This window comes from Frigoribacterium sp. CG_9.8, from assembly GCF_015751965.1.
Taxonomy (GTDB): domain Bacteria; phylum Actinomycetota; class Actinomycetes; order Actinomycetales; family Microbacteriaceae; genus Lacisediminihabitans.
On record NZ_JADOVH010000002.1, the window covers coordinates 341,585 to 355,728 of the forward strand.

Genomic DNA, 14,144 nt, shown 5'->3' on the forward strand with positions numbered 1-14,144 from the left:
CCCGTTCCTGCACCGACTACCTCCAGCCTCATGCGGATACTCTGATCTGCGTGGAAACCGTTCTGCTTTATATCCTCGGCATCGTTGTGGTGCTCGTCGGCATCGCCCTGTCGATCGGTCTCCATGAGGTCGGCCACCTCGTGCCGGCCAAGCTCTTCGGGGTGAAGGTCGCGCAATACATGATCGGTTTCGGGCCGACCCTGTTTTCGCGAAGGGTGGGCGAGACCGAATACGGGGTGAAGGCTATCCCGCTCGGCGGCTATATCTCCATGGCTGGCATGTATCCCCCGGCGCGCGCAGGCGGCGCCTCGCGCACCTCCGGCACTGATGCCGCCGTGCTCGAAGAGGGATACGAAGCTGGCGGCCGAACCTCCAGCACCGGCTTTTTCCAGACCCTGGTGCAGGATGCCCGCACGGCAAGCGCTGACACGATCACGGCCGGCGATGAAGACCGTGTTTTTTATAAGCTCCCGATCTACAAGCGTGTGATCATCATGCTCGGTGGGCCGTTCATGAACCTCGTGATTGCAGCGGTGCTCTTCGCCGTGGTGCTCAGTGGCTTCGGAACCCAGCAGCTCGCCGTCGGGAGCGTCTCCGCCTGCGTGCTTCCCGCATCCAGCACTGCGGATGTCTGTTCCCCAAGCGACCCAGAAGCGCCAGGATCGGCGGCCGGGCTCAAACCCGGGGACCAGATCATCAAGGTCGCCGCGATCGACTATCCGACCTGGGATCAGGTGACTGAAGTCATCCGCACCTCCGCGGGTAAAAATGTCCAGTTCACAGTGCATCGCGCCGGGGAGACCAGGGTGCTCACCGCCGTGCCGTTGCTGTCCGTGCGCAATGTGCTCACCACCAAAGGTGCTGTCGTGACAGACGCCAACGGCACTCCGGTGACCGAACGGGTCGGCTTCCTGGGAATCGGGCCGGATCGTGTGCTCGCCCGGCAGCCGCTCAGTCGCGTTATTCCCACCCTCGGCACCACCATGGCTGCCGACGTGAACCTCATCCTGAACCTTCCGCAACGTCTCATCGATGTGGGGAAAGCGGCATTCGGCCCGGGCGTGCGTGATCCCAACGGCCCAGTGAGCGTCGTCGGCGTCGGCCGGATTGCCGGAGAGGTCACTGCGACGCAGACCTCCCCATTCGCAGAACGGTTCTCGTTTCTTCTCGGGCTCATCGCCTCGCTCAACGTGGCGCTGATGGTCTTCAACCTGGTTCCCCTGCTGCCTCTCGACGGTGGGCACGTGGCTGGAGCGCTCTGGGAGGGTATCCGCCGGGCATTCGCCAAACTGTTCAGGCGACCGGACCCCGGACCGGTCGATGTGGCCAAACTGGTACCGGTCACCCTCGCCGTCGTGCTGGTGCTCGGAGCGATGAGCATCCTGCTGATCTACGCGGACATCGTCAAGCCGATCGTGCTGCAGTAAAACGCTTCTCCACCGGCCGTGCACCGCGGCGGCCTAGGATGAGCCGGTGCCAGCAATCAACTTAGGGCTTCCCCTCGCCCCTCTGACCCTCGCCCCGCGTCGCAAGACCCGCCAGATCTCGGTCGGCAAGGTGAAGGTCGGAGGTGACGCGCAGGTGAGTGTGCAGTCGATGACCACCACCCAGACCACGAACATCGACGCGACACTGCAGCAAATCGCCGAGCTCACGGCCACCGGGTGCGACATTGTGCGTGTGGCAGTGCCCCATCAGGACGACGCGGATGTGCTGCACATCATCGCGAGCAAGAGCCAGATTCCGGTGATCGCCGACATCCACTTCCAACCGCGGTACGTCTTCACGGCCATCGACGCGGGCGTCGGCGCTGTCCGGGTCAATCCCGGCAACATCCGCAAGTTCGACGACCAGGTCGGCAAGATCGCGGCGGCGGCCAAGGCGGCAAACGTATCCATCCGCATCGGCGTGAACGCGGGATCGCTCGAGCCGAGCATCCTGCAGAAGTACGGGAAGGCTACTCCGGAGGCGCTCGTGGAAAGCGCCGTCTGGGAGGCGAGCCTCTTCGAGGAGCACGACTTCCACGATTTCAAAATCTCGGTGAAGCACAACGATCCCGTCATCATGGTGAAGGCTTACCGTTTGCTCTCGGAGCGCGGCGACTGGCCTCTGCACCTCGGGGTGACGGAGGCCGGCCCGGAGTTCCAGGGCACAATCAAGTCGGCGACAGCTTTCGGAATCCTGCTCGGTGAGGGTATCGGCGACACCATCCGAGTCTCGCTCTCGGCTCCTCCCGTCACGGAGATTAAAGTCGGCCTTCAGATCCTGCAGTCGCTCAACCTGCGCGAACGCAAGCTCGAGATCGTGTCGTGTCCCAGTTGCGGCCGTGCCCAGGTGGATGTCTACCAGCTCGCCAATGACGTGACCGCCGGACTCGAAAAGATGACTGTTCCCCTGCGTGTTGCCGTTATGGGGTGCGTTGTGAACGGCCCGGGGGAGGCCAGAGAAGCTGACCTCGGTGTTGCGAGTGGCAACGGTCGCGGCCAAATCTTCGTCAAGGGTGAGGTCATCAAGACTGTGCCGGAGTCGGAGATCGTCGCAACCCTCATTGAGGAGGCCAACCGTCTTGCGGCCGCGATGCCCCCGGGAGCTACTGGTTCGCCACGGGTCGTCACCGTCTGAGCCCCCCGCTGTCGCGGGTCGGCGTGGTCGTGGAGGTGGACCCGATTCGGGTCGGGGTCCGCCTTCACACTCGTTATTCGGAACGGACGGCTGTTCGGATAGCCGCCATCACAGAATTTGTTGGGCAGGCTCGGCGGCTACAGTATCCAAGTGCCCACACGACTCTCCCAGCTCTTTCTCCGAACCCTCCGCGAAGACCCCTCAGACGCCGAGGTGGCGAGCCATCGCCTACTAGTGCGTGCCGGGTACATTCGCCGCCAGGCTCCGGGGGTATTCGCCTGGCTTCCGCTTGGCCTCAGGGTCAAACGGCGCATTGAGGCGATCGTGCGTGCGGAAATGGACGCGATCGGCGCCCAGGAGGTCCACTTCCCGGGTCTGCTGCCGCGTGAGCCCTACGAGGCCACCGGGCGCTGGGAGAAATACGGCGACGGGATCTTCCGGCTCAAAGACCGCAAGGGCTCCGACTACCTCCTCGCCCCGACTCACGAAGAAGTCTTTACACTTCTGGTGAAAGATCTCTACTCGTCGTACAAAGAGCTTCCCCTGTCGATCTATCAGATCCAGGACAAGTACCGCGATGAAGCACGTCCCCGTGCTGGACTGCTGCGTGGCCGCGAGTTCACCATGAAAGACGCCTACTCCTTCGACTACACCGACGCTGGTCTCGAGCTGTCATACCAGAGTCAGCGCGATGCCTACGAGCGCATTTTCGCGCGCCTCGGCCTCGATTATGTGATCGTCAAGGCCGATAGCGGGCTCATGGGCGGTGCTCGCAGTGAAGAGTTTTTGCACCCTACGCCTGTCGGCGAAGACACCTTCGTGCGTTCGGCCGGCGGCTACGCGGCAAACGTTGAAGCTTTCAGAACACTCCCGCCGGAACCGCGACCCCTCGAGGGGCTCGCCGATGCACAAGTTCATGACACGCCGAATACCCCGACCATCCAGAGCCTGGTGGATGTCGCGAACTCCGCCCACCCGCGCGTTGACGGCCTCCCCTGGACCGCCGCCGACACCCTGAAGAACATCGTGCTTGCTCTGGTGAACCCCGACGGGTCACGTGAGCTCGTAGTGGTCGGACTTCCCGGCGACCGTGAAGTGGACCTGAAACGCGCCGAGGCGGCTTTTGCTCCGGCAGATGTCGAAGCGGCGAACGACGGCGATTTTGCACGTCATCCCGGGTTGGTCAAGGGGTACATCGGGCCGTGGACAGCGGATGCCGCGGTGCTCGGGGCCGGGCCGGCGCTGGATCCGTCGCTGAGTCGCAAAGAGCGTGCCGCAGCAGAGGCGGCCGCCGCGGCCGCGCCACCGCACTCGACCACGGGAATTCGCTTTCTCACCGATCCGCGCATTGCGCCCGGCACCGCCTGGATTACCGGTGCCAATGTGGCCGGCCGACATGTATTCGGTCTCGTCGCCGGTCGTGACTTCGTCTCGGACGCCATGGTGGAGGTCGCCGAAGTGCAGGCAGGGGATCCGGCCCCCGATGGTTCCGGTCCGGTCGAACTCGCCCGCGGCATGGAGATGGGGCATGTCTTCCAGCTTGGTCGCTTCTTCGCTGACACGCTCGGGCTCAAGGTCCTCGGTGAGAACGGAAAACTCGTGACCGTCACGATGGGTTCGTACGGCATCGGCATCACCCGTATTCTGGCCATCATTGCCGAGGCCAATAACGACGAGCGGGGCCTCATCTGGCCGCGCAATGTCGCGCCGTTCGACCTTCATGTGGTCGCGGCGACAAAGGAGGTCGAGGTGCTGGATGCTGCTGTCTTGCTCGCGATCGACTTCGAGAAGCGCGGTTATGACGTGCTGGTAGACGAGCGTCCCAAGGTCTCTCCCGGGGTTAAGTTCGGTGATGCCGAGCTGATCGGTGTTCCGATCATCGTGATTGTGGGCAAGGGGTTCGCCGAGGGAATGGTCGAGCTGTGGGACCGCCGCACCGGTGTGAAGACGCCGGTGGCACTTGCCGACGTCGTCGAGGCGGTCGCTGCGCTCGACTGAGGTTCTCGTCGGGTGACACCCCCGGAAGGCCCGGCAACTGCGCCATTTTGCCGCTAAGCGGGTGATGGAGCGACAATTTGCCGCGGTTCGCGTCGCGTAATTGCGTCGGCCACCGGAACCGGATACCGGTGGGGACGCACGACCACCCTCGTGCGCATCCTGCTAACTTAGATGCTGACTTCGTACGCGCGATCGCGGCGCACGACCAGATAACCGAAAATAGTGGAGGCCCTCAGTGGACATCGACCTGAGCGTGCTGCGCCTCATGGAGCGCGAGCGCGAAATACCCTTCGACGAACTCGTGGTGATCATCGAGCAGGCCATCCTCACGGCCTATCTCAAACACACCGAGACGCCGGAGTCCAAGGACGGCAACGTGCACGCGCGTGTGTCGCTCGACCGCAAATCAGGGCACGTCAGCATCTTCATCCCCGAGCTGAACGACGAGGGCGAGGTAATCGGTGAGGCCGAGGATGTTCCGGAGGACTTCGGTCGCATCGGAGCCTTCGCCGCCAAGCAGGTCATCAACCAGCGCCTTCGCGACATCGGCGACGACAAGGTGCTCGGGGAGTTCAAGGGCCGCGAGGGTGACATCATCGCCGGCGTCATCCAGCAGGGTCCGAACCCTCGCATGATCCACGTCGACCTCGGCAGCATCGAGGCGATTCTTCCGCCGGAGGAGCAGGTTCCTGGAGAGGTCTACGCCCACGGTTCCCGCATCCGTGTCTACGTAACGAGCGTGAGCCGGGGGTTGAAGGGTCCGCAGATCACGGTCTCGCGCACCCACCCGTCACTCGTTCGCAAGCTCTTCGCCCTCGAGGTTCCGGAGATTGCCAGCGGTGCTGTAGAAATTGTCTCCCTCGCGAGGGAGGCCGGCCATCGCACCAAGATCGCGGTGAAGGCCAACGAGCCGGGCGTCAACGCCAAGGGCGCCTGTATCGGAGAACTCGGGCAGCGCGTTCGCGCGGTAACCGCAGAGCTCAACAACGAGAAGATCGACATTGTCGACTACAACGAAGACCTCGCGACCTTTGTCGGCAATGCGCTTTCACCCGCGAAGGTGACCTCGTCGTACGTGATCGACGCAGCAACCAAGGCTGTGCGCGCCCTCGTTCCGGATTACCAGCTCTCCCTCGCCATCGGCAAAGAAGGCCAGAATGCTCGGCTTGCGGCCAAGCTCACCGGCGCTCGTATCGATATCCAGCCCGACTCGATACTCGACGGGGACTGAGCTTTTTCGTAGGTCCGCTCGGGCTGTGGAACATTGTGATCCGACGGGCTGCGTGAGAAGAGGATAAGATCATCCCTGTTAGAACCTGTCTCGGCTGCCGCATGCGCGCTGACCAATCCCTCCTCGTGAGGCTGGTTGTGAGTAGTGGCGAAGTCGTTGTGGATGTTTCCGCAACACTCCCCGGCCGAGGCGCCTGGGTGCATCCGACAACCCGCTGTGCTGAGACGGCGGTCGCTCGCAAGGCGATCGCTCGTGGCTTGCGCACGGACGGTGCACTCGGCATGACTGGATTCCTGGCAGAGATTGCCAGCCTCCAAATGAACCACACAGTCGGCGTTCCATCCGGAACGCCCTAACGAACAGGCTGATTGACCAATGGACAACTAATGAGCGGCTCGAAATGAGACCCGTCCACAATTAAGGCCTTCTCCTGATCGGGAGTTGGCCCGACAAGGAGAACACTGTGGCAAAACCACGCGTGCACGAGATCGCAGCAGAACTCGGCATTGACAGCAAGAAAGCCCTTGAGAAACTCAAGGAAATGGGCGAGTTCGTTAAGGGACCGTCCTCGAGCATCGAGCCTCCGGTAGCGCGCAAGTTGCGTGCCGCCCTCGCGGCCGACGGCATCAAGGCACCCGAAAAGCCGGCAGCACCGGCGGCTCCGCCCCGCCCTGCTCCCGTGGCCGAAGCACCAACGACCCCAACACCTGCCCCCGCAGCTCCGGCCGCACCGATCGTTGAAACTCCGGCAGCGCCCGCGGTTGCGACACCCTCAGCCCCGTCGGCTGACGGATCCGGCATCCCGCGCCCGGGTACGGCACGACCAGGCAACAACCCCTTCGCAAGCGCCCAGGGTATGCAGCGTCCCGGCGCTCCTCGACCGGGCAATAATCCCTATGCGTCGGCGCAGGGCATGAACACCAGACCGGCTGCCTCGCCGACCGGTATCCCGCGCCCATCCACGCCTCGTCCGGGTGCTCCGCGTCCAGGTGGCCCAGGTCAGGCAGCGCAGCGTCCCGGCGGGTTCGGGCAGCGTCCGGCCGGTGCCGGTGGTTTTCGTCCGGGCGGGCCTGGTGGTGCACGTCCGGCCGGTGCCGGTGCCGGTGGGTTCCGCCCGGGAGGTGCTCCTGCTGGGGCACCCGGCTCGAACTTCGGCCCTAACCGTCCCGCAGGTGGCGGCGGTCGCGGTCGCGGACCCGGCGGTGGCACAGCTGGAGCCTTCGGTCGCGGTGGCGGCAAGAGTAAGGCCCGCAAGTCGAAGCGCACCAAAAGGGCCGAATTCGACATGCGCGAGGCCCCCTCGCTCGGTGGCGTCAGCGTTCCCCGCGGCGATGGTAAGACATCCGTGCGCCTTCGTCGTGGTGCGTCGATCACCGACTTCGCCGACAAGATTGACACCAGCCCCGGTAACCTCGTCACCGTTCTGTTCCACCTGGGGCAGATGGCTACCGCCACCGAGTCCCTCGACGAGGCGACCTTTGACATCCTCGGTACAGAGCTCGGTTTCAAGATCGAGATGGTCTCCCCAGAGGATGAGGATCGTGAGCTGCTCAGCGGCTTCGACATCGACCTCGATCAGGAGCTCGAAGACGAAACCGATGACGACCTCGAGGTTCGTCCTCCGGTAGTCACGGTCATGGGTCACGTCGACCACGGAAAGACCCGTCTTCTCGATGCCATTCGTAATGCCAATGTCGTCGCGGGTGAGGCGGGTGGGATCACCCAGCACATCGGTGCCTACCAGGTCATCACCGAGCACGAGGGCAACGAGCGCGCGATCACCTTCATCGACACACCAGGCCACGAGGCGTTCACCGCCATGCGTGCCCGCGGTGCGCAGGTCACTGACATCGCCATTCTCGTTGTCGCAGCGGATGATGGCATCATGCCCCAGACCATCGAGGCACTGAACCACGCCCAGGCAGCGGGAGTTCCGATCGTCGTGGCTGTCAACAAGATCGACAAGGATGGCGCGAACCCGGCAAAGGTTCGCCAGCAGCTCACCGAGTTCGGTCTCGTCGCGGAAGAGTACGGCGGGGACACCATGTTCATCGACGTCTCGGCACTCAACAAGATCGGCATCCCGGAGCTTCTTGAGGCAGTGCTCCTCACGGCGGATGCTGGACTCGACATGCGCGCGAACCCCAACAAGGATGCGCGCGGCGTTGCCATCGAGGCGAAGCTCGACAAGGGACGTGGTGCGGTTGCTACTGTGCTCATTCAGTCGGGAACTCTCGAGGTCGGCGATGCGATCGTTGCCGGAACCGCCTACGGACGCGTGCGTGCCATGTTCGATGAGAACGGAACGCCGGTCGAGTTCGCGACACCGGCCCGACCGGTCTCGGTGCTGGGACTCACTTCCGTGCCCCGCGCCGGTGACACCTTCCTGGTCACCGACGATGACCGCACAGCCCGACAGATCGCTGAAAAGCGCGAAGCAGCAGAGCGTAATGCCCTGCTTGCCCGCAGCCGAAAGCGCATCAGCCTTGAGGACTTCACCAAGGCCCTCGAAGACGGCAAGGTCGAGTCGCTCAACCTCATCATCAAGGGTGACGTTTCCGGTGCCGTCGAGGCGCTCGAGGAATCGCTGCTCAAGATCGAGGTCGACGACAGCGTGCAGCTTCGCATCATCCACCGCGGTGTGGGTGCGATCACCGAGAGCGACGTCAACCTCGCAACGATCGACAACGCCATCATCATCGGATTCAATGTTCGCCCCGACACGAAGGCGCGCGAGCGTTCGGCTCGTGAAGGAGTGGACGTTCGTTTCTACTCCGTCATCTACGCCGCCCTCGAAGACGTGGAGAACGCCCTCAAGGGAATGCTCAAGCCCGAGTTCGAAGAGGTGCAGTCCGGTGTGGCAGAGATTCGCGAGATCTTCCGCTCATCCAAGTTCGGAAACGTTGCCGGTGTCATCGTGCGCTCGGGAACAATCACGCGAAATGCCAAGGCGCGGGTCATCCGCGACGGTGTTGTGGTCGGCGACAACCTCGCCATCGAGTCGCTTCGCCGGTTCAAGGACGACGTCACCGAGGTCCGCACGGACTTCGAGGCTGGCATCGGTCTCGGCAAGTTCAACGACATCCAAATCGGTGACGAGATCGAGACGATCGAAATGAAGGAAAAAATCCGCGCCTAGGTAGTTCGGTGAGTGCCTCCGGAGGAGGCAACCAGCACAGAGGCGGAGCTCCGCAAGCTCCGCAAGCCTCTTTAGCTGGTGGCCTCCTCCTGCGGCTCTCTAGCTCTTCGTAGTGCGCTGTGAAAGTTAAGGAAGAATTATGGCCGATCCCGCCCGCGCCGCCAAGATGGCGGATCGCATCAAGGTGATTGTCGCGAAAACTCTCGAACGTGGGCTCAAGGACCCGCGCCTGGGATTTGTCACGATCACAGACGTGAAGGTGACCGGCGACCTGCAGCACGCTTCGATCTTCTACACCGTCTACGGCACCGATGAGGAGCGCACGGATTCCGCCGCGGCTCTCAAATCGGCGACGGGGATGTTGCGCAGCGAGGTGGGTAAGAACATCACCGCACGGCTCACGCCGTCGCTCGAGTTCATTGCCGACGCTGTGCCGGAGAATGCCAAGCACATCGAGGCGCTTCTCGCCGAGGCGGCCAGCCGCGACAGCGAGATTGGTGGTTTGCGTAGCACCGCGACCTATGCCGGGGACGAAGACCCCTACGTCAAGCCGCGGATCATCCCCGCCGACGAAACAGACTGACCCCAACACCAACACCAACACCAACACCAACACCAACACGGTCGGTCATCGAGTGGGGCTGCCAGGACCGTGACTCGCCCGGCTGCGTCACCAACCACGAGAGAAACCGATCCGCACGCGATCATCAGGACGGGATGATCAGGACGGGATGATCAGGACGGCAGTTCGTAGCCGGCGGAGGGTGAGCCGACCACCAACCCGTCAGCGAGCAGGCCGGCTAGAGCTCTGGTGCGTTGAACGTCGTCGGCCCAGACTGTGTCGAGTTCGGTGGCCAGCACCGGAACATCCGCGGTCCGCAGCTCGGCGAGGATGAGGCCGCGTACCTGTCGGTCGGAGCCCTCGAATTTCTTCTGTACCGCCTTTCGAAGGCCGCTGTAGGGAGGGTAGTCACCAGCCCGCCAGGCGCAGACCTCGGCCAGCGGACAGCTGTCGCAGCGCGGCGCGCGTGCAGTGCAGACGATTGCTCCAAGCTCCATGGCCCCCGCATTGAAGAGGCGGGCTCCCTCGGTGTCAGCGGGCAGGAGTGCTTCCATGGCAGCGAGGTCGCGCCGCGTTGACGGTGGTCCGGCCTCTGCGTTCCCGTCGATCGCCCGGGCGATCACCCGGCGCACGTTGGTGTCGACGACAGGATGACGATCCCCGTAGGCGAATACCGCTACCGCCCGCGCCGTGTAATCGCCGACGCCGGGCAGGGCAAGAAGCTGGCTGACATCCCGCGGCACGACACCAGCGTGGCGCTCCGTGATGGTCAGGGCTGCGGCGTGCAGATAGAGCGCACGACGCGGATAGCCGAGCCGGTTCCAGGCCCGTACCGCTTCGCCCGAGGGCACCGCAGCAAGGGCAGCGGGGTTGGGCCAGCGCTGCAGCCATTCTTCAAGTCGCGGGATCACTCGCGCCACGGGAGTCTGCTGAAGCATGATCTCGCTCACCAGAGTTCCCCACGCGCTGAAGCCCGCTCGCCGCCACGGCAGGTCGCGACCGTTAACAACGAACCACTGGTTGACTACGCTCGCGATGCTCACTGTCCCACTCTACGAACTAGAACTCGGGACGCATCGAGTGCGGAACACTGCAGCGTAGGCTGTTATCCATGGCCAAATGGCACCCTGAAAAAAAGGTCGTGCTTGACGCACTCGCCGCCGAAATCGTCGCGTCGTACACCGCCGGGCGCGTTGTCGTTGCGATCGACGGAACAGACGGTGCGGGGAAGACTCATTTTGCCGACGATCTTGCCGCTGCACTCACCGCGATGGGACGCTCAGTTTTCCGGGCATCCATCGATGACTTTTACCGCTCCAGGGCCGAACGCCATTCTCGTGGCGCTGACTCGCCCGAGGGCTACTATCGGGACTCTTTCGACTACTCCACCTTCCGGCGCGTGCTGCTCGAGCCGTTCCGCATGGGCGGGAGTGCCGCTTTCGTGACAGCGGCGTTCGACCATGTTCGGGATCTTCCAGTGCAGTCGAAGTGGCGCACCGGACCGAAGGATGCGATTCTCGTGCTCGACGGCACATTCCTCAATCGCCCGGAGCTGGCAGGGCTCTGGAACTACTCGGTGTGGCTCGAGACTCCCCGCGAGGTCGCGGAACAGCGGATGCTCGATCGTGACGGTGGTTCCCAGAACGTTGAGCGCCACCGCGGAGGGCAGGAGCTCTACCTGACCGAAGCGTCTCCGCGCACCGCGGCGTCGAGCATCATCGACAACCGTGACTTCGAGCAGCCGCGCCGGGTCTTCGCAGACTCCTGCTAGCGCGGGTGTCGTGTGTCTCCGGTTTGGGTCCTGGGCTGCACTCAACCAGCCCGGCACCTGCCCTGCCCGCCCCGACCAGCAATGTGACCCGTGATCGTCCGACACGCTCTATCGTCCGAGCGGCAGCCGCATCCGCTCGATGACGACGGTCGTGGGGATGAACACTCCGCTGCGCTCCACCTCGTGAACCATGGCCACGAGCTCCACACTGACCGGAGTGAGTACGCCCGCGGCCGCACCGCGCAGCACGACGGCGCCATTGAGGTAGTCGATTTCCGTGGGCTGGCCGCGTCGGATGCTCTGGAGCGTCGACCCCGGGTTGGGGCGTGATCCCATCCGCCGTTTCATCAGCAACGGCAGCAGCTGCGCGACCGGCGTCGGCACTCGAACGAGAGCCGACAGCAGCCGGTGGGAGAGCCCCTGGAGGGGCGCGAATTCAATATTGGCCGCTTGCGCCACCCGAACGGCCTCGCGCATAGTTTCGGTCATGATTGCACGCAACTGCCGATCACCGATCGCCTCCTGCACACTCAAACCGGTGATGGCTGACAGGGCATTGACATGGTTGACAATGAGCTTCGTCCACTGCGCGCCCTCGAAATTATCGGTGAGTTCCACGGGCATCACGGCCCCGAGGATCTGTGAAGCATAGAGCGCCGGAAGCACCGGGCCGCCGAGAAAGGTCGGCCCGGTGGTCGTGACGGTGATGGTGCCGGGGGAGAGGTAGGACGCCGCATAGATAGCCAGCCCACCGACGATGTCTGACCGAGGAGCCGCTTGCTTGGCGGTGCTGATGGCCTCGAGGCCGTTCTGAACGACGACAAGCGGGATGCCGACAAGGATTTCTGCGTTCGCACGGAGGGCGGCTGCGGCATCCTGCGCCTTCGTGGTGAGGAAGGTGATGTCCGGGGAAACGGTGAGGCTCTCAACAGCGTCGACCCGGACCGTGAAGTCTCCCCACCCACCGGTCAGGCGGAGGCCGTTCTGCGCCAAAGCAGTGAGCTGCACACCACGAGCGACAACCTGCACGTCGTGCCCAGCCCGCGCCAGGAGGCCGGCGATCGTGCCGCCGATTGCGCCAGCACCGATCACCGCTACCCTCATATGCCGATCCTAGTGTTGTGGGCCGTCACGTACCGGAGCAGCGATAGTGGCATGGCTGTCGGACCGTTGATTCGGCACTGATGCACTCGCTTATCCTCGGTCGGGCGACGGAGCCAACTTCGCGGGGGACGAATCGCAGGACTCCCTTGTGGGTGGCATGCTAATCAGTACTATGAGCGGACTGCGGATGACTGATGACCCCGACCGTCAACCGAACGGGCGGGAGCGCCTGATGGCGGCATCGGTGAGGTCCCGGGAGAGCACACAACGAAGGCACACCCGAACCGGGATCGTCTCGGGCAATCCTGCTGGCCCCACCGCCAGCTGCCCCGGCGGGGAGGTGGGCGCGTGAGTGAAGCGCTCGGCCGCAGCGGCATCCTGCTCATCGACAAGCCGGCCGGTATTACGAGTCATGATGTCGTTGCGCGCACCCGCAAGCGTGCGGGTACGCGCAAGGTGGGCCATGCCGGCACGCTGGATCCGATGGCCACCGGGCTTCTCGTGCTCGGCATCAATAACTCGACCAGGCTGCTCACTTACCTGGTGGGGCTCGACAAGGAATACTTCGCCACCATCCGACTCGGATCGGCTACCAATACCGACGACGCGCAGGGGGAGCCGATCGGGGTAGTCGATCGCGCACGGGTTGACGCACTCACCGAGGCCACCGTCTCCGCCGCGCTCACTCCGCTCAGGGGTGCGATCAGTCAGGTGCCGAGCAGCGTGAGCGCCATCCGCGTCGACGGCAAACGGGCGTACACCCTCGTGCGCGAGGGTGAGACGGTTGAACTCGCACCGCGCTCGGTGGCCGTGTCCGCTCTTGAGGTGCTCCACTCGCGCCGCGAAGGGGCCTTCTACGATCTTGACGTGCGGGTGCGCTGCAGCTCTGGCACCTATATCCGGGCGATCGCGCGCGATCTTGGCGCGGCACTGGGCGTCGGTGGCCACCTCACCGCGCTGAGGCGCAGCATGATCGGACCATTCAGCGTTGCGGATGCCGCGGAGCTGGAGTCCCTCGATGTCGCCGCTGCTCTGCTCCCGCCAGCCGAGATTGCGACCGCGCTGTTTCCGGTGTTCGCGCTGGACTGTGATCAGGCGGTGGACCTCGGCCACGGAAAACGCCTCGTCGCGCAGCGCCCGGAGGGGCCACCCGGACCCATCGCGGCGATCGCGCCCGACGGTCGTCTGGTCGGCCTGGTGCAGTTTGCCGACGGCATCGGCACACCGATCGTCAACTTCGCGCCCGATGTTCTGAAGGAGCCGGTCCGTGCCGAGGAGCCGGCCAGTGTCAAGGAGCAGTTCAGCACCCAGCAGTCGGACCTTCCCTCGATACCGGTCGAAAACGCATGATCGAGTTGTTCACCTGGGTGCAGGTCGCAGTGGCGGTTGTCGCAGGACTGTTCTGTCTCGTGCTCGGACTGCTCGGCCGCCAGCCCAATGATTATTCACTCGGAGCGACACTGCTGGTCGAGGTACTTCTTGTCGTGCAGCTCGTCGTTGCACTCATTGCCCCGTTCGCAGGCAATCCGCCAAGTGGGAGTCTCCCCGAGTTTTATATCTATCTCATTTCGGCACTGCTCTTGCCGCCACTCGCAGGATTCTGGGCACTCCTCGAGCGCAATCGCTGGGCGACTGTGGTGCTCGGTGTCATTTGTCTCGCCGTCGCGGTGATGGTCTACCGCATGTATCAGATTTGGGTCTTTCAAGTGGCCTAATC

12 protein-coding genes are annotated in these 14,144 nt (G+C 63.9%); 10 read left to right on the forward strand and 2 right to left on the reverse strand.

The window, feature by feature from the left end; translation table 11 throughout:
- The first annotated feature begins 50 nt into the window (after window positions 1-50).
- From IWX88_RS06465 to rbfA, 7 genes are all read left to right on the forward strand, one after another.
- Window positions 51-1,427: a site-2 protease family protein gene (locus IWX88_RS06465; RefSeq protein WP_196828431.1), complete on the forward strand. Its 1,377-nt coding sequence runs from the start codon at window positions 51-53 to the stop codon at window positions 1,425-1,427.
- Window positions 1,428-1,473: 46 nt separating this feature from the next.
- Window positions 1,474-2,622 (forward strand): flavodoxin-dependent (E)-4-hydroxy-3-methylbut-2-enyl-diphosphate synthase, encoded by a 1,149-nt coding sequence (gene ispG / locus IWX88_RS06470; protein ID WP_196828433.1) that lies wholly within the window; start codon window positions 1,474-1,476, stop codon window positions 2,620-2,622.
- A 150-nt stretch (window positions 2,623-2,772) separates the two neighbouring features.
- A complete protein-coding gene (locus tag IWX88_RS06475; RefSeq protein WP_196828435.1) occupies window positions 2,773-4,620 on the forward strand; it encodes a proline--tRNA ligase in 1,848 nt (615 codons plus the stop codon).
- A gap of 235 nt (window positions 4,621-4,855) precedes the next feature.
- Window positions 4,856-5,851, forward strand: a complete 996-nt coding sequence (gene nusA, locus IWX88_RS06480; RefSeq protein ID WP_196828437.1) for a transcription termination factor NusA — start codon at window positions 4,856-4,858, stop codon at window positions 5,849-5,851.
- A gap of 71 nt (window positions 5,852-5,922) precedes the next feature.
- A complete protein-coding gene (locus IWX88_RS06485; RefSeq protein WP_370568243.1) occupies window positions 5,923-6,207 on the forward strand; it encodes a YlxR family protein in 285 nt (94 codons plus the stop codon).
- Between the two features lie 107 nt (window positions 6,208-6,314).
- On the forward strand, window positions 6,315-8,990 hold the full coding sequence (gene infB, locus IWX88_RS06490) for a translation initiation factor IF-2 (RefSeq protein ID WP_196828439.1): 2,676 nt from the start codon (window positions 6,315-6,317) through the stop codon (window positions 8,988-8,990).
- 139 nt (window positions 8,991-9,129) lie between these two features.
- Window positions 9,130-9,573 (forward strand): 30S ribosome-binding factor RbfA, encoded by a 444-nt coding sequence (gene rbfA / locus IWX88_RS06495; RefSeq protein ID WP_196828441.1) that lies wholly within the window; start codon window positions 9,130-9,132, stop codon window positions 9,571-9,573.
- Between the two features lie 152 nt (window positions 9,574-9,725).
- Here the strand turns inward: rbfA and IWX88_RS06500 are convergent, their stop codons facing one another.
- Window positions 9,726-10,595 (reverse strand): A/G-specific adenine glycosylase, encoded by an 870-nt coding sequence (locus IWX88_RS06500; RefSeq protein ID WP_370568214.1) that lies wholly within the window; start codon window positions 10,593-10,595, stop codon window positions 9,726-9,728.
- Window positions 10,596-10,663: 68 nt separating this feature from the next.
- On the opposite strand from IWX88_RS06500, the gene IWX88_RS06505 reads away from it, so the two are divergent.
- Window positions 10,664-11,323 (forward strand): uridine kinase, encoded by a 660-nt coding sequence (locus IWX88_RS06505; protein ID WP_196828443.1) that lies wholly within the window; start codon window positions 10,664-10,666, stop codon window positions 11,321-11,323.
- A gap of 108 nt (window positions 11,324-11,431) precedes the next feature.
- Here the strand turns inward: IWX88_RS06505 and IWX88_RS06510 are convergent, their stop codons facing one another.
- Window positions 11,432-12,427, reverse strand: coding sequence for a ketopantoate reductase family protein (locus tag IWX88_RS06510; RefSeq protein WP_196828445.1), 996 nt, complete (start codon window positions 12,425-12,427; stop codon window positions 11,432-11,434).
- 348 nt (window positions 12,428-12,775) lie between these two features.
- On the opposite strand from IWX88_RS06510, the gene truB reads away from it, so the two are divergent.
- Both truB and IWX88_RS06520 read left to right on the forward strand, forming a co-directional pair.
- Window positions 12,776-13,777: a tRNA pseudouridine(55) synthase TruB gene (truB, locus tag IWX88_RS06515; RefSeq protein WP_196828447.1), complete on the forward strand. Its 1,002-nt coding sequence runs from the start codon at window positions 12,776-12,778 to the stop codon at window positions 13,775-13,777.
- Window positions 13,774-14,142: a hypothetical protein gene (locus tag IWX88_RS06520; protein WP_196828449.1), complete on the forward strand. Its 369-nt coding sequence runs from the start codon at window positions 13,774-13,776 to the stop codon at window positions 14,140-14,142. Before truB ends, IWX88_RS06520 begins: the two co-directional genes overlap by 4 nt.
- Window positions 14,143-14,144: the final 2 nt, after the last annotated feature.